Here is a 15,669-nt window from a genome sequence, read left to right as displayed (position 1 = left end):
GGGGGGGCACAGCGGAGGTGTAAAGGTGAGGTGGGGGGGGTAGGGTGAGGGGGTTATATGGCAGTGCGGGCTGGGGTGGTCACGCTGCGCTGCCGGGGGGCGGGCTTCGAGCCGCCGTTCGCGGCGGTGACCAGCGCGTCGGTGGTCACGGTGACCGCGGCGGGGCTGCTGCTCCTCGCCGACCTGCCTCGCGGGGTCGACATCCCGGGTGGCCATGTGCAGCGCGGCGAGCGGACCGCGGAGCAGACGGCGCGGCGGGAGGTGTGGGAGGAGGTCCGGGCGCGCCTTGGGCCGCTGACCCTGGTCGAGGTGATCGAATCCGACTACTTCGGCGGGGACGATCTCACCTACATGGTGATCTATGTCGGTCGGGTTGTCCGGCTGGCCCCGTGGGAGGGTGGGTACGAGTCGGCGGGGCGGGTGGAGCTGCCCGCGGCCGCGTTCCTGGGCCGGTACCGCGGCGGTGACCCGGTGCTCATGCGGCATCTGGTCACCCGTGCTCTCGCGCTCGCCGGTCCCGGCGCGGACGGCTGACACTCCCCTCGCCTTCCTCACCCCTCACCCCTCACCCCTCGCCTGTCGGCGATGTCCGGACGGGGGGCAGCCGGGCACCCGTATTGTTGATGTTCTTATGGGTGCGACGGTTCGGGTGTACGGGCTGTTGCTGGCGGCGGGGTTCCGCCGGCAGGCGACGTACCGGCTCGCGGCGCTCAGTGGGCTGGTCGCGAACGTGACGTTCGGGTTGTTGAAGGTGGCGGTGCTGTTCGCGGCGGTGCGCGCGGCCGGTGGTGAGGTCGGCGGGTACGACCAGGGGCAGATGGGCACCTACATCTGGCTGTCGCAGGCGATGCTCGGCTCGGTGAACTTCTGGGGCGGCAGCGACATCGCGGAGCGGATCAAGGACGGGCAGGTCACCGTCGACTTCCTGCGCCCGTTGGACGTGCAGGCCGCGACGATCACCACCGAGGTGGGGCAGGCGCTGTTCGCGTTCGTGCCGCGGGGGATCCCGCAGCTGCTGATCGGCACGGTCGTCGTCGACATGACCTGGCCGGGGTCGGTGGCGGTGTGGGTGCTGGCGGTGGTGGGGCTGCTGCTGGCGGTGGTGATCTCGGCGGCGACGGTGTATCTGGTGGCGGCGGTGGGGTTCTGGCTGGTGGAGACCCGCGGGGTGCAGCTGGTCTACATGGTGGTCTCCGGGTTCCTCGCCGGGTTGTTCGTGCCGATCGGGTTGTTCCCGGGCTGGTTGGAGTTGCTGGCGCAGGCCACCCCGTTCCCGTCGATGCTGATGTACCCGGTGGACATGCTCGCCGGGCAGGTGGACGCCGCCGGTGCGGTCGGGCTGGTCGCGGTGCAGGTCGGCTGGCTGGTCGGGGTCGGGGGGCTCGGTGCGCTGTTGACCCGGGCCGGCCGGCGCCGCCTGGAGATCCAGGGTGGTTGAACCGGCGACCACGGCGACCACGGTGACCACGGCCATGGTCACCGCTGCGGGTGTGGATGCGGGTGCGGTGGATGTGCGGGGCGCCGGAGGTGTCGACCGGGGTGGCCGGGGTGGCCGGGGGTCGGTGACCGTGCGGGAGCGGCTGCGGCCGTACCGGGCGGTGTTGGCGTCGCGGGCCCGCTCCCAGACGTCCTACCGGACGAACTTCGCCCTGGATCTGCTCAGCTCGCTGCTGTCCGCCGTGGTCGAACTCGCCGAGGTGTGGGTGATCTTTCATGCCACGTCGGGGCTGGGTGGGTTGGAGTTCCGGCAGATGTTGCTGGTGTTCGGCCTGGCGGACCTGGCGTTCTCCCTCGCGGATCTGGTGTTCGGGCACTGCGACCGGCTGCCGACCTATCTGCGGGCCGGCACGTTCGACGTGTTCTACCTGCGGCCGCAGCCGCTGTTGGCGCAGCTGGTCACCAGTGAGCTGAGTCTGCGCCGGCTGGCCCGGGCGGCGGTCGGTGTCGCCGCGCTGAGTGCCGGCGTGGTCGTCTGTGACGTGCCGTGGGGGCCGGGTTCGGTGCTGCTGCTGGTGACGGCGCTGCTCAGCGGGTGCGCGATGTTCGCGGCGATGTTCGTCTGGGCCGGGGGGCTGCAGTTCTTCCTCCTCGACGGCCGGGAGATGACGAACGCGTTCGTGTACGGCGGCCGGTATGCCGCGACGCAGCCGGCGTCGGTGTGGTCACGGCCGCTGGTCGTGCTGTTCGGGTTCTTCTTCCCGATGGCGTTCACCGGCTATCTGCCGACGCTGGCGCTGCTCGGCCTGCCCGGGCCGGGGTGGCTGCCGAGCTGGTTGGGCTGGTGCGGCCCGCTTGCCGCCGGGTGGACGTGGGCGATGGCGCTGCTGTGCTGGCGGTGGGGTGTGCGGCACTACCAGGGAGGCGGTGGCTGACCCGTGGGAAGTATGGGAGGAAGCACCCGTGCAGGCGCCGGGGGCTCCGAACCGGCGACGGACGGCACGGACGACGGCACGGGCGGCGCTGACCCGCCGGCGATCATTGACATGGTCGGGTTGACCCGGCAGTTCGGCGTGCGTGACGGGATGCGCCGGCGGCGGCTGACCGCCGTCGACGGTCTCACCGTGCGGATCGGGGCCGGTGAGGCGGTCGGTTACATCGGTGCGAACGGCGCCGGGAAGTCGACCACGATCAAGATGCTCGCCGGGATCCTGGTGCCGACCAGTGGCACGGTGCACACCTGCGGGTTGCGGCCGGTGAAGGACCGGCGGCGTCTGGCGCGGCAGATCGGGGTGGTGTTCGGGCAGCGGTCCCAGCTGTGGTGGGACCTGCCGGTCCGTGACTCCTTTCGGATTCTCGCGGCGATCCACGCGCTGCCCGCGGCCGCCGGCCGGGCCCGCACCGGTGAGCTGGTGGAGCAGCTGGAGATGGGTGAGTTCCTCGCGACGCCGGTGCGGCAGCTGTCGTTGGGGCAGCGGATGCGCGCCGAGATCGCCGCGGCGCTGCTGCACCGCCCCCGGCTGATCATCCTCGACGAGCCGACGATCGGCCTGGACGTCCTGTCCAAGCAGCGGCTGCGCGAGTTCCTGATCGCCGAACGGGCCGCGCATGGCACGACCCTGCTGCTGACGACCCATGACATGGGGGACATCGAACGGCTCTGTGAGCGGGTGCTGGTCATCGACCAGGGTCGCCTCGCCTACGACGGTGACCTGCCGGGCCTGGCCGGGTCCGCGGGTGCCGACCGGGTGCTTGTCGTCGACCTCGCCGCCCCGACCGTGGACCTGACCGCGATCCCCGCCGCCCGTCATCTGGGCAGCGAGGCGCACGGTCTGCGGCAGCGGCTGGCGTTCGACGCGGAGACGACGACCGCCGCGCGGGTCCTGGCCGCGGTGACCGGTATCGCCGACGTCGTCGACTTCACCGTGGAGGAACCCGACATCGAGGATGTCGTCCGCCGGCTCTACGCGGCCACCCGCCCGTCCCCCGGACCCCCTGTGGCGTCCGTGGAACCTGTGGTGTCCGGCCCGGACGCACCGTAGTGCTGCCGGTGGCCGGGGCGACGTCCACCGTCGCCGCCCTCGCCCGCCCTTCCTACCGCCGTCCTGAGTCGTCGCCGTCGTCGCAGCGGCCGGTGATGACGGCGACGACCGTCGACCCGGCCGGGAGGTGCTGGTCCCCGGCCGTGGCGTAGAGGGCGCGCATCATCTTCGCGCCGTACACCCAGTCCAGGGTCAGGCCGTGCCGGGCCGCGAAGTCGGCGATGAACAGGTCGAGGGTCCGGTCGCGGCGGGCGTAGCCGCCGCTGTGGAAGCCGTCGAGGACCGTCCAGTTCGCCGTCGCCGCGGTGAACGTGGCCTGCTGCAGGGCGGCGACCTGCGCGGGCAGGAACCCGCCGCGCAGCACCGCGACTCCCACCGCCCGCCGGCTGGCATCCCGGCTGGCGTCCGGGTGGATGGGGTGCCCGGCGGCGGGGTCCCCGAGGCCTGCGAGGCCCGCGGCGAGACCGGCCAGGGTGCCGCCGGTCCCGACCGGTACGCAGACCACGTCCACTGTCGGGACCTGGGTGAGGAGCTCGGTGGCCAGCCGGGCGCAGCCGTGGACCGCCAGTGGGTTGCTGCCGCCTTCGGGGAGCAGGTAGAAGCGGCCGAACCGGTCGTGCAGCTCGGCGTGCAGCGCCGGGTCGTCCCGGTCCCGGTAGCGGGTGCGGTCCAGGTAGATAAGCCGCATGCCGCGTGCCGCCGCGGCGGCGAGGACGGGGTTGAGGGGGCGGTGTTCCTCCCCGCGGATCACCCCGACCGTCGCCAGCCCGTGATGCCAGCCCGCGGCGGCGGTCGCGGCCACATGGTTCGAGTACGCTCCGCCGAACGTGAGCAGCGTGTGATGGCCCTGGTCGACGGCCGCGGTCAGGTTGAGCGCGAGCTTGCGCCACTTGTTCCCCGGGACGTCGGTGTGAATCAGGTCGTCCCGTTTGAGGAGGAGTCGCACGCCGCGGGCGGCCAGCCGGTCGTCGTCGATCTCGACCACCGGTGACGGCAGCTGCGGCGCCAGGCCCCGCGGGCCGGGCCCTGGCGCGGGCGGGCACACCACGGGGTCAGCCACGGGGTCCGCGGGGTTCGCGGGGTCCGCCCCGGGTCAGGTCCTGCAGGCCGACGACCCGCAGCAGCTCCAGCCGTTCGTGGGAGGTGCTGCCCGGACGGGCGGTGTAGTAGAAAAGGTGGTCGCGTTCGTCGCCGGTGAGGCGCAGCGCGCGGGCGACGGCGGCGAGCATCTGCCGGGACGGGCGGGAGCCGCGGGCCTGCTCGAGCCGGGTGTAGTGGTCGGTGGACATGGCGGCCAGCTGCGCCACCTCCTCGCGGCGCAGTCCCGGGGTGCGTCGGCGGGCGCTGGGTGACAGTCCGACGTCCGCGGGGGTGAGGCGGGCGCGGCAGTGGCGCAGGAAGTCGCCCAGTTCGGTTCTGTCCACGTCTCCACCATGCCCGCCCCGCCGGTGACAGCCAGGGACGGCCCGTCCCCCCGGACACGTGCCGCCGGCGCCGGCGCTGGCGCTGACTGGTCTGCGGCGCCGTCCCGTGGGTGAACGGCGCCGCGGCGTGACCCGTCGCCCGCCGCACCGGGCATGACCGTGGGGATGTCGGGCTGACACCATGCTGACGACACCCCGACAGCGAGACAGCAAGACAGCGAGACAGCGAGACAGCAAGACAGCGAGACAGCAAGACAGCGACGGCGGCGAGATGAGGCGAGGTTCCATGGCCGGCGGCCTTCCGATCACCACCCGTTCCAGCCGGGTCGCGTACACCAACCGGTGGATGACGGTGCGGGAGGATGTGATCGTGCGGCCCGACGGGTCCGAGGGTGTCTTCGGTGTGGTGGAGAAGCCTGACTTCGCCCTGGTGGTACCGGTGGATGCCGAGGGTGTCTGGCTGGTGGAGCAGTACCGGTATCCGGTCGGGGGCCGGTACTGGGAGTTCCCGCAGGGCTCCTGGGATGACGATCCTGACGTCGACCCCGCCGCGCTGGCCCGGGCGGAACTGGTGGAGGAGACCGGGCTTCGGGCCGGTCTCCTCCACCCGCTGGGCCGGCTGTTCACCGCGTACGGCTACGCGAACCAGGGCTGTCAGGTGTTCGTGGCCACCGAGCTGAGGGTGGGTGCGCCGGCGCCGTCGGACGAGGAGCAGGACCTCGTCGCCCGGCGGTTCAGCCACCGGGACTGGGCGGGCATGCTCGCCGGTGGTGTCATCCGCGACGCGGCGACGCTGGCCGCGTGGGCGCTGCTGTGCGCGAACCCCCCGCCGGCCTGTGCCTTCCTCACCGACCGGTCCCCCTGAGGCGCACCCGGTACCCGGTGGCCGTCGCGGCGGCTCGCGGCAGGCCGGTGGGGTGTCAGGCGGGAGGTCAGGTGGGCGCGCCGAACCAGCGGTGCAGGTCGCCGGCCAGGTCCTGCTGATCGTCACCGGCCCACGCCACGTGGCCGTCGGGACGCAGCAGGACGGCGGGGGCGTCCAGCCCGTCGCCGACGACGACGTCGACGACATGGTCGACCCGGTCGGACCAGCCAGCCACCGTCAACCCGCCGGTCTGGTCGAGCAGCAGTCCGCGGCCACCGTGCATCAGCGGGTACAGCCGACCGTGGTCCTTCAGCGTGAGGTCGCGGATCCGCCGGCCACGCAGGCCCCGCGCCACGCCGTCGCCGTCGCCGTTGTGGTCGTAGCGGACTCCGAGCGCGGTGATCTTCTCGATCAGGTACCGGTTCACCTCCTCGATGTCCATCAGCTGTGACAGCAGCCGGCGTACGGACCGCGGGCCCGGTTCGGGGGACAGCAGCAGGCTCTGGGCGCGGGTGTTGTCCAGGACGTCGGCGGCGACCGGGTGGCGTTCGGTGTGGTAGCTGTCGAGCAGCCCGTCGGGGGCCCGGCCGGCGACGTCGGCGGCGAGTTTCCAGCCGAGGTTGAACGCGTCCTGAATGCCGAGGTTGAGGCCCTGCCCGCCCATCGGCGGGTGGATGTGCGCGGCGTCGCCGGCGAGCAGGACCCGGCCGGTGCGGTAGTGCTCGGCCTGGCGGGTGGCGTCCCCGAACCGGGTGAGCCAGCGGGGGGTGTGCGCGCCGAAGTCGGTGCCGGCCAGGGTGCGTAGCCGGGCCCGGAACTCCGCCAGTGTCGGCGGCGCCGCACGGCGCCCGTCGGTGACGCCGTCGGCGCGGGCGACGAAGCGGTACACGCCGTCGGTGTGCGGTGCGGGGCCGAACCGCAGCCCGGCGGTGGCGACGGCGGGGTCGGTGGCCGCGGCGGCGAGCGTGTCCGGGGCGGCGGTCACCTCCACCTCACCGAGGAGCCATTCGACGCCGGCGGGTTCGCCGGGGAACGCGACACCGGCGGCGGCGCGGACGGTGCTGCGCCCCCCGTCGGCGCCGACGAGGTACCGGGCGTGCAGGCGGGTGCCGTCCGCGAGCCGGGCGTGTACCTGCTGGTCGTCCTGGTCGAGGCCGACGAGGGTGTGGCCGCGGCGGATCTCGGTGCCGAGTTCGGTGGCCCGGGCGGCAAGCAGCTGTTCGGTGCGATGCTGCGGAATGCCGAGGATGTATGGGTGTGCGGTGTCGAGGTGCCCGGTGAACGGTTTCGTGATGCCGGCGAAGAAACCACCGAGGGGGTGTTTCACCCCGTGTGCGAGGAAACGGTCGAGCAGGCCACGCTGGTCCATGATTTCGATGCTGCGGACGTGTAGTCCCAGCGCCCGGGCGTGCCTGTTCGGCTCCGTCTCCCTTTCCAGGATGACGGTGTGCACGCCGTGCAGCCGCAGTTCGCTGGCCAGCATCAGCCCGGTCGGCCCGCCACCGACAATGATCACATCAGGCATGGATCCTCTTCGCTGTGAGCGCGTGGATTCTCGGTGGGCGCGGGTTTCGGCGCCCGGCCTGCGATTCTGCGGTGCGCCGGGGGTCTTGCGGCAAGACCCCCGGCGTGCTATATGTTGAAAGTGGCGGAAAGGGGTTTTCGCCTGCCGTCGCTCCGCCGTTCTGCCGTCGTCAGTCGTTGCGGGGTTTTCCGAACTCCTCGATCAGCACGGGGTACTGCTCCCCGCCGTGTCCGGCGGCGATCGAGCGGTCGGCCATCGTTTTGATCAGTGTGGGTAGCGCGGTGTCGACGCCCACCGCCTCGCTCTCCTCGATCAGGTGTGTCATCGCCCGCGCGTCGGTCTCCAGCGCCGACACGGTGGCGGGGAAGGCGCCGCTGTCGATCTGCTCGGCGTATCCCGGCAGCCAGGTGGCCACCACGGTGGCGATCTGCTGCGCGAACGGCGCATACGTCGCGGCGTCGACGCCGGCGGTGCGGAGCATGGCCGTGCCCTGAAGCCAGGCGTTCAGAACGCTCCACATCATGGCCAGGCCGGCCACGTCGTACAGGGACGCGAGCCCCGGGTCGGCGCCGAGGTAGGTGACGGTGCCGAGCGCGCCGAGTGTCGACCGGTGGGCCTCGGACTCCGCCTGCGGGCCGCTGAGCAGAATCACCGCCTCGGCGGTCCCGATCGCCGGCGGAACGGCCATGATCGCGCCGTCCAGGTAGTGGGCGCCGCGCTGCTCGGCCCCGCGGGCGGTGTCCCGGGCCTGGGCCGAGCTCCCCGACGTCAGGTTGACCACCGTCGTGCCGGCCAGGTCGACGTCGTGCGCGCCGAGCAGCGTGTGCACGACCTGGTAGTCGGTGACGCAGAGGACCACGACGGAACCTGCCGTGAGCGCGTCGCCGATTGTCGGCGCGAGCCGCGCCCCGTCGGCGACCAGCTGGTCGGCCCTGGACGTCGTACGGTTCCACACGGTTGTGGGATGCCCGGCTTTCAGGAACGCGCCGGCGAGCGCCCGGCCCATCAGCCCGAGTCCGAGGACGGTGACGGATGCAGGAGTATCGGTGGTGTCGTTCATGGCAGCATCGTCAACGTTGAGACCGGTGTGAAGGTCAAGGGAGATGTTCGATGCGGATCGGGGAACTGAGTCGCCGGACGGGCGTCCACGCCCATCAGCTGCGCTACTACGAGACCCGGGGCCTGCTGGAGGCGGACCGCCGCGCGAACGGTTACCGCGAGTACGACGAGTCCGCCGTGCTGCGGGTGACGCAGATCCGGCACCTGCTGGGCGCCGGCCTGTTCTCCGAGGAGACATCGCGTACCTGCTGCCCTGCGCGGTCGGCGAAACCCCGGAACTGCCCGGATGCCCCGAACTGCTGGCCGCGATGCGCGCACGGCTGGCGCACCTGAACGACCAGCTGGACCGGCTCGCCCAGTCCCGCGACGCCCTTGCCACCTACATTGATGCGGCCGAGCAGACAGGCAGCGAAAGCTATCCACCCTTTGACGATGCCGACCTGGATCCCGTCCCCGGCTGAGGGATGCTGTCGGCGGCGATGACCACCAGGTCACGGTGCTGCCAGGCGACCGTGGGACGCAGACCCGCGTCGCGCAGCCATCCGACCTGCTCCTCCAGCCTGCTGGGCCGGTCATGCTCGGCATGGACGGGGGTGACGGCATCCCGCGGGTCGGCGGGGACGATCACATCGCCGAGGACCAGACGCCCTCCCGGCCGCAGAACAGCCGCGATCCGGACGAACAGGTCGGCCTTGCCGGGGCCCTCGAGGTGATGGACCGCGAGCGCGGACACGACCAGGTCGAACGGCCCGGCGGGCAGCGGGTCCTGGAGCCGTCCCACCCGCGTCTGCAGTGCCGGCAGGCCCGCCATGGCGTGGCGGAGCATCGCGGGGCTCTCGTCGAGGGCCACCGCCTCGGCGTGGGGATGGCGGGAGAGAACCCGGCGGGTGGTCTCCCCGGTGCCCGCCCCCAGGTCGAGCAGGCGGGTGACGTCCACCCCCGCGGTCGCCCGCGCCACCTCGTCCTGGAGCGTCGCGTAGGAGGGGACCTCGGCGATGACCATGTCCCGGTAGGTCGCCGGGTCGAAATGGAACTGATCGGCCATGGACGTAGTGTGACGTGCGAGGTTTCCGCCAGCGATCGCGCCGCCCCCCATACGGCAGCTTGTCGGGGTGGTGCGGCCGGGCCCGGCCGTAGCCCCGGCCCCGTCTTGCACCCACGGCGCGACGTGAGACTCTTGATTTAGAACCGAATGCGCAACAAGCTTCAATGTCCGGCGTCGTCAACGCAGCGAATGCGCTTTCGCCTTATTCGCCGACCGGAGTATCAACTCGACAATCATCGCATGGTCGACCTTTCAGCGTTTCCACCCACGCGATCACCGAATATGTACCCGCCAGGTGACCCCATCCGTGCAAGCTGGAAGGAAACACGTATGAACGACTCTTCCGTTGGACCCCCTCTCGCCGGCCCGCCCTACATGGAGCTCTTTTGCGCGGAGATCGAGGGCATCGGTCGACACATTCGAGACACCCAGATCACTGGAATCTGTGAGGCGATGAAGGTCGCCTACGAGTGTCAGGCCTCCGGCGGCCGGATCTTCTCGCACGTCCTGGTGGGACACTTTGCCATGTTCGCGGCCAGCCCCGGCATTCCCGGGCAGCCCTCGGTGCTGCCACAGCGTGCCGACCGGAACATCTCGGCGGACTACAGCCAGATGAAGCCGGGCGACTTCCTGCTCACGAACGGCGCATCGCTCATCAACCCCGACAAAGGAACCATTCCCGATGTCGGCCCGGACGAGGCACGTGCCCGCGGCGCGTACACCGTCGGCATCACCTGCAGTTATGTCCGCTTCTACAAGACCCCTGTCGGGGCTCTCCTGCCGGTCAAGATGAGCACCTCACTCGAGCAGGTCTGCGACCGTGTGCTCGACAGCGGCTGCACGTGGAGCTGCGGCGTCATCTCGACTCCAGCAATTCCCGAGTTCAAGATCATATCTTCGAGCGGTCTCTCGCAGTTCCTGGTCTACTGGGCCTGCACCGCCGCCTTGTGCAAGCAGATCAGCACCGAGGGATCCGATGACGGTGCCGGCGCGGCCCGTGAATACCTCGACCATGCCCTGAGGAGCTTCGAAAGGATCCGCGAGCACGAGTTCGAGGTGATCGATCGCGTGGCGGGTGCCTGGGCCGACCGCATCCTGCTCTTCGCGGAGGCCGCAGATCACCCGCGCCTTCTCGTGTATGGACATCCACAGGCCGGAACGCCCTACGAAGGCACTCGGAACATGTTTGTCAACGAGGCCTACGAGACGGCCGCCGGCAGCATGATCATGCAGCCCTACGACCTGTACAAGACGCAGCTCAAGGCCAACGACATCGTGCTCATCGGCGCGATCAGCCCCGACAACAGCGACGAGATCCAGGTCGCTCAGTACGCCAAGCAGATCGGCGCGATGGTCGTCGCCTTCGGCCCCTTCGAGGGGAACGGAGGTGCCAGCTCTCTCCGCGACCACGTGGATGTCGCCATCAACACACACAGCCACGACGGTGCGGGCGTCCTCGACATCCCGGGCTTCGACGAGCCGGTCTGTCCGATCAGCGGGCTTTCCGGGAACCTGGTCCTCTGGCTGCTGACCGCTCAATGGACCTATCACATGGTCCAACGCAACCAGACGCCCAACTACTGGCAGAACTACTGGGAGGTCGGGGCGATCGAATACGACAGCCAGGCCCAGGCGAGTTTTCTCCAGCGCGGCTACTGAAGCCCTCGCGGCACCGCTTCCCGACCACACACCGCCCTTTCTCGACCATGGAGCCCCGCACATGTCCACCCCGTCTGCGGACATCGGTTCACGTCCCGTCGTTCTCAGTGACCGGCAGGGCTTCGACCGGCGCTGGTTCGCCTCGCAACTCGAAGCAGTTTATGTCCCCAAGAACGATGCCGAGGCGGTCACACACGTCGGCGAGGCCATCTCCCGCCACGGGCGCGACGTCAAGGTCGTGTCCGGGCGCCACTGCTACGAGAACTTCATCTACAACGACGCGACCAAGGCCCTCATCGACATGTCCTCGATGAACCGTGCCGGCTGGGACGAACGACGGGCCGCTTTTTTCGTCGAGGCAGGCTGCGAGAACTGGTCCGTTTACCGAGTCCTGCTGAACGGTTTCAACAGGACGCTTCCCGGGGGAAGCTGCTACTCGGTCGGCGCCGGGGGGCACATCACCGGCGGTGGATACGGACTCCTGTCGCGACTGCACGGTCTGGTCGTCGACCACCTCAGCGCGGTCGACATCGTGACCTGGAACGCGTCGTCGAACAGCGCTGAGCTGCACCACGTGTCGGCGACGAGCGCCTCGCCTGACGAACGAGATCTCTTCTGGGCCCTGCGGGGGGCCGGATGCGGCAATTTCGGTGTCATCCTGCGCTACTACTTCGATGAGCTGCCCGAGGCCCCGGAACTCGCTTCGATCTACACCCTCTCCTGGGACTGGTCATCGATCGACACAGCTTCCTTCGCGGACCTGCTTGCCTGCTACGCAGAGTTCGTGAGTGACATGCCCGAGACCGAGTTCAGCCTGCTGAAGCTCACGCATGTGTCGTCCGGGCAGCTCGGCATGATCGTCCAGGCCGTGTCCCCCGAAGGGACCACCCACCTCGACCACCGGACCGAGGTCGAGCGACGGTACACAGAAGCGCGAACGCGCTTCGGGGCGATCGTTGACCATACGCCGTTGCGAAACCCGCTCGGCGGCCACCCAGGTTGGACGACGGCCCTCACCGGCAATGAAAGCGTGCAACACGTCACCTACCTCGAAGCGCTGCAGACGCTGAACGGTTCGGGGCCCAACCAGTTCGGCAAGTACAAGTCCGCATACATGAACAAGGCCTTCCCGCCGCATCAGGTTGCCGCGATCCACCGCTGGCTCAACACGACCCCACCAGGTGTCCCCGCGTCGGATATGAGCCAGAGTCTCCTGCAGGTCGACAGTTACGGGGGAGCCATCAATCGGGTTGCTTCCGGCGCGACGGCAGTTCCCCAACGCGACGCGATCATGAAGCTGCAGTACCAGACCTACTGGCTCAACGCCTCGCGTCCTGGCGAAGGAGACCAGCCCCCCTACCGCGCCCAGGCCGACGCCCATCTGGGGTGGATCAACGAGTTCTACCGAGAGGTCTACGCCGAGTACGGCGGGACTCCCGACCCGGCGAAGGATCCGAACGGAACGGTCGCAGGCGCATACTACAACTACCCGGACAGCGTTCTCGGCACACACGACAGGGGCGATGTCGATGACGCGCTGTGGCTCTACTTTCTCCACAACTTCCGCGCCAACGAACGGAACCTCGTTGCCGTGAAGCGCCGCTGGGATCCGGCGAACATCTTCCATCATGCGCAGTCGATTCCCGTGGAGTGACGGGGAATGCCGTACAGCTCGCCGGGGTGGCTCCGGGCCCCCGCCCCTGGATTCACCCGGCGCGCTGTGCGACGCGCAGGACGCTCAGGTACCGGCGTGCGACCCGATCACCCATCCGCGTCCGGATCCGCTCCGCGACGGCGTCGAGCAGAGGCTCACGGACGTGGTGATCGAGCCTGCGGTAGGGCGACGTCGAGCGCAGAAGATCGGCGAAGCCGCCGCCGTCGAACCACTGAACGGTCGGATACCCGCGCACGACCGGCCACCCGAACAGACCGGGAGGAGCGTCGACCGCGCCCCAGCCCTGGTCCCCAAGACGCACCTCGGCCTCGAACGGCGGGTGACTCCAGGCGGCGTTCCCGGGGGAGAACCGTTCATGCAGATCCGTGGTCTCGGCGTACACCTCCGGCTCACCCGGACGGCGCACGACCACGTTGTCGACCAGCGCCAGCCACCCCCCGGGACGGAGCAGGTCGTGGGCCCGGTGCCAGCCCGTCGACGGGTCCACCCAGTGCCACGCCGACGCGGCCACGACACTGTCGAAGCGTCGTCCGCGGTCGTTCCACTCCTCGAACGTCGACGTCTCGACGTCGACGTTGCCGAAGGCGGCGAGGCGTCGGCGGGCAAGCGCCGCCATCGCCGGGCCTGCCTCGACCGCGGTCACCGGGCATCCGAACGCTGCCAGTGACCGTGTCGCCTGCCCGGTACCGCAGCCGACTTCCAGCACCAGCGACCGTGCGTTCAGGCCGGTGACGGCGGCGAGGTCCGCGAACAGCGCGTCGGGGTAGGTCGGCCGGACCCGGTCGTAGAGGTCCGGCACCTCGTCGAACACCCGGCCGAGGTCACGCCGGTGCAGCCCTGCCATCGCACCATCCGTTCGAGGCGTCCGCGGCCAGACTCGACCCGTACGGGGGACGCCGCGGGCGTCTGGAAGAAGGCGGGACTCCGCGGGAGGGCGCCCGCCGCGAGGTGGCCGAGGAGACCGGAACCGAGCTACCCGGAGGATCGGGGGCCGAGACGACCGCGGGGGTCGCTCAGGGCCTGCGGCCGTGGAAGGTGCGGCGCAGGTCGCTGACCCAGGCGTCGGGGTTCTCCCAGGGGATGAAGTGGCCGCCGCGGTCGTGGGCGTTGACGTTGACGTGGTGGAACCAGTCGCCCTGCGGGCCGGTCGTGAACGCCCGGATCCGCTCGTGGGCGGTGTGGATGCCGGGTGGGTTCTCGTAGGTGACGAAGGTGAGGCCGACCGGGGCCTGCACGACCGGGGTGCGGTCGTGGGCGGGGGTCCACGGGTAGCGGTTGGCGTTCGCGTAGTACCGCATCGCGGTGGCGATGGAGTTGTTCACCCAGTAGATCGTGGCGTGGGTGAGCAGGTCGTCCCGGCTGAAGACGGACTCGACGTCGTCGCCGTTGTCGCTCCAGGCGTTCCAGGCGTTCCAGGCGTTCCAGCAGCCAGGCGAGCAGGCCGGCGGGTGAGTCGGCGAGCCCGTGGGCCAGGGTCGCGCCGTCGAGCATGTGCACGGCGAGGTGGGACGCCGAGCGGCGGTCCAGTTCGACGATGCGGGCGCGGACGTCGGCGGGCTGGTCGTCGGTGAGAGGCCGGTTGCGGGCGAAGTCCCAGGCGCGGGGGCCGGTGAAGAAGTCGAGGGGCAGCCCGGAGCCGATGTGGATGCCGTACAGCGAGCCGGCGTACTTGTGGCCGAGCTGGCTGGTGACGATCCCGCCGATGTCGCAGCCCCCCGCGGCGTACTTCTCGTAGCCGAGGGTGCCGGTCATCAGGGTGTGCCAGAGGTCGGCGACCTTCCAGAAGTTGACGTCGGGGAAGCCGGTGAGCGGGCCGGGGAAACCGAAGCCGGGCAGGGACGGCACGAGGACGTCGAACGCGTCGGCGGGGTCACCGCCGAACGCGGCCGGGTCGGCGAGCGGGTCGATCACCTTCGACCAGTGCCAGAACGTCCACGGCCAGCCGTGGGTGAGGATCAGCGGGATCGGGCGGGGGCCGCGGCCGGGTCTGCGCAGGAAGTGCACGGGGACACCGGCGACGCTTACCTGGTAGTGCTCGTAGGCGTTGATCGCGGCCTCGGCCCTGCGCCAGTCGTAGCCGTCCCGCCAGTAGACGACGAGCTCACGCAGATAGCTGGCCGGGACACCGTAGGACCAGTCCTCGTTGCCCTCGTCCAGCGGCGGGCGGGTCAGGGTGAGACGGGTGCGCAGGTCCTCGAGGACGTCGTCGGACACGTGGATCGGGGTGGGCTCCAGGGGGAAGGCGTGCAGGGGGGTCACGGCATGATTCTCCTGCTCTGGCGATGTGCGCACCGTCGAGCAGGACCGGATCCACGTATCCGTCGCACCTTCCACCGCCACGCTACGTGATGCGATGGGCCAGTTCTTGTAACGTTACGTAACATGCAGGTCGGTTGGGTGATCGTGGCGGCGCGGCCGGTCGGGGTGCGGTGCCGGATGCGGCTGGTATGGGCGGTGGTGCTGCTGGCTGCCACCATGGCCGGCGGGACCGTCGTTGCCCCGGACCGGGCGGCCGCGGCGTCGCCGTGCACGGCGTTGCTGTGCGTCCTGGACGCCACCACGCAGGACGCGCTGTATGTGCACCCGGGCACACTGCAGGTCAGCGGCGCCATCCTGGTGAACTCGACCAACGCCGAGCGGCGAGGGTTGTCGGCTCAGGGGCGGTCAGCGCGAGCGGCACGATCAGCGGCCCGGCGGCACCGGCCGGGTTCGCCACCGTGGGCAACGGCTCCTACAGCCCGACCCCGACGACGCAGCCGGCGGCCCTCGACCCGTTCGCGGCGTTGTCGGCCTGCCCGGCCTCGACAGCCTGCCCGGCCACCCCGGTGCCGCCGTTCACGAACGTGACCCTCACCGGGGGCAGCCGGACGATCAGCCCGGGGGTGTACGGCAGCATCACGGTCAGCGGCGGCGCGCGTCTGACGCTCAACCCCGGCAC

General features: G+C 70.4%; 13 protein-coding genes and 4 pseudogenes. 9 read left to right on the top strand and 8 right to left on the bottom strand.

What is annotated here, in order from left to right; all coding sequences use genetic code 11:
* Positions 1–57: 57 nt before the first annotated feature.
* The 4 genes from AB1460_RS25350 to AB1460_RS25335 all read left to right on the top strand — a co-directional run bounded on the left by AB1460_RS25350 (position 58) and on the right by AB1460_RS25335 (position 3,479).
* The gene (locus tag AB1460_RS25350) at positions 58–534 is read left to right on the top strand and encodes an NUDIX domain-containing protein (protein ID WP_368964607.1); all 477 of its coding nucleotides are present in this window, start codon (positions 58–60) and stop codon (positions 532–534) included.
* A gap of 97 nt (positions 535–631) precedes the next feature.
* Positions 632–1,438, top strand: coding sequence for an ABC transporter permease (locus AB1460_RS25345; protein ID WP_368964606.1), 807 nt, complete (start codon positions 632–634; stop codon positions 1,436–1,438).
* Positions 1,431–2,372, top strand: a complete 942-nt coding sequence (locus AB1460_RS25340) for an ABC transporter permease (protein WP_368964605.1) — start codon at positions 1,431–1,433, stop codon at positions 2,370–2,372. The genes AB1460_RS25345 and AB1460_RS25340 overlap by 8 nt, the downstream gene beginning before the upstream one ends.
* 111 nt (positions 2,373–2,483) lie before the next feature.
* Complete coding sequence (locus AB1460_RS25335; RefSeq protein ID WP_368964612.1) at positions 2,484–3,479, top strand: ABC transporter ATP-binding protein; 996 nt, start codon at positions 2,484–2,486, stop codon at positions 3,477–3,479.
* A gap of 52 nt (positions 3,480–3,531) precedes the next feature.
* Here the strand turns inward: AB1460_RS25335 and AB1460_RS25330 are convergent, their stop codons facing one another.
* Complete coding sequence (locus tag AB1460_RS25330) at positions 3,532–4,539, bottom strand: 1-aminocyclopropane-1-carboxylate deaminase/D-cysteine desulfhydrase (RefSeq protein ID WP_420497355.1); 1,008 nt, start codon at positions 4,537–4,539, stop codon at positions 3,532–3,534.
* A gap of 49 nt (positions 4,540–4,588) precedes the next feature.
* A pseudogene (locus tag AB1460_RS25325) lies at positions 4,589–4,903 on the bottom strand (helix-turn-helix domain-containing protein); the annotation flags it as partial.
* 286 nt (positions 4,904–5,189) lie between these two features.
* Here AB1460_RS25325 and AB1460_RS25320 point away from each other — a divergent pair.
* Positions 5,190–5,768 (top strand): NUDIX domain-containing protein, encoded by a 579-nt coding sequence (locus tag AB1460_RS25320; RefSeq protein ID WP_368964604.1) that lies wholly within the window; start codon positions 5,190–5,192, stop codon positions 5,766–5,768.
* Positions 5,769–5,835: 67 nt separating this feature from the next.
* Here the strand turns inward: AB1460_RS25320 and AB1460_RS25315 are convergent, their stop codons facing one another.
* Entirely contained in the window at positions 5,836–7,293 is a 1,458-nt protein-coding gene (locus AB1460_RS25315) for an FAD-dependent monooxygenase (RefSeq protein WP_368964603.1), read from the bottom strand.
* A 169-nt stretch (positions 7,294–7,462) separates the two neighbouring features.
* On the bottom strand, positions 7,463–8,353 hold the full coding sequence (locus AB1460_RS25310; protein WP_368964602.1) for an NAD(P)-dependent oxidoreductase: 891 nt from the start codon (positions 8,351–8,353) through the stop codon (positions 7,463–7,465).
* A 50-nt stretch (positions 8,354–8,403) separates the two neighbouring features.
* Here AB1460_RS25310 and AB1460_RS25305 point away from each other — a divergent pair.
* Positions 8,404–8,813: pseudogene (locus AB1460_RS25305) on the top strand (MerR family transcriptional regulator).
* On the opposite strand, the gene AB1460_RS25300 reads toward AB1460_RS25305, so the two are convergent.
* On the bottom strand, positions 8,768–9,397 hold the full coding sequence (locus AB1460_RS25300) for a class I SAM-dependent methyltransferase (protein ID WP_368964601.1): 630 nt from the start codon (positions 9,395–9,397) through the stop codon (positions 8,768–8,770). The pseudogene AB1460_RS25305 and the gene AB1460_RS25300 overlap by 46 nt on opposite strands.
* Positions 9,398–9,727: 330 nt before the next feature.
* Between AB1460_RS25300 and AB1460_RS25295 the strand changes: the two genes are divergently transcribed.
* Both AB1460_RS25295 and AB1460_RS25290 read left to right on the top strand, forming a co-directional pair.
* Positions 9,728–11,056 (top strand): hypothetical protein, encoded by a 1,329-nt coding sequence (locus tag AB1460_RS25295; RefSeq protein WP_368964600.1) that lies wholly within the window; start codon positions 9,728–9,730, stop codon positions 11,054–11,056.
* A gap of 61 nt (positions 11,057–11,117) precedes the next feature.
* The gene (locus tag AB1460_RS25290) at positions 11,118–12,710 is read left to right on the top strand and encodes an FAD-binding protein (RefSeq protein WP_368964599.1); all 1,593 of its coding nucleotides are present in this window, start codon (positions 11,118–11,120) and stop codon (positions 12,708–12,710) included.
* 52 nt (positions 12,711–12,762) lie between these two features.
* On the opposite strand, the gene AB1460_RS25285 is transcribed toward AB1460_RS25290, so the two are convergent.
* A complete protein-coding gene (locus tag AB1460_RS25285) occupies positions 12,763–13,575 on the bottom strand; it encodes a class I SAM-dependent methyltransferase (RefSeq protein WP_368964598.1) in 813 nt (270 codons plus the stop codon).
* Between AB1460_RS25285 and AB1460_RS25280 the strand changes: the two are divergent.
* Positions 13,569–13,694, top strand: a pseudogene (locus AB1460_RS25280) (hypothetical protein); the annotation flags it as partial. The gene AB1460_RS25285 and the pseudogene AB1460_RS25280 overlap by 7 nt on opposite strands.
* 50 nt (positions 13,695–13,744) lie before the next feature.
* Here AB1460_RS25280 and AB1460_RS25275 read toward each other — a convergent pair.
* Both AB1460_RS25275 and AB1460_RS25270 read right to left on the bottom strand, forming a co-directional pair.
* A pseudogene (locus AB1460_RS25275) lies at positions 13,745–14,990 on the bottom strand (epoxide hydrolase family protein).
* Positions 14,991–15,462: 472 nt separating this feature from the next.
* Positions 15,463–15,660 (bottom strand): hypothetical protein, encoded by a 198-nt coding sequence (locus tag AB1460_RS25270; protein WP_368964597.1) that lies wholly within the window; start codon positions 15,658–15,660, stop codon positions 15,463–15,465.
* Positions 15,661–15,669: the final 9 nt, after the last annotated feature.

Origin of the sequence: Parafrankia sp. FMc2, from assembly GCF_041008525.1 — a bacterium.
Classification (GTDB): domain Bacteria; phylum Actinomycetota; class Actinomycetes; order Frankiales; family Frankiaceae; genus Parafrankia.
Note: the sequence above shows the minus strand (reverse complement) of the source record. Positions and strands in the feature narration are given on the sequence as shown.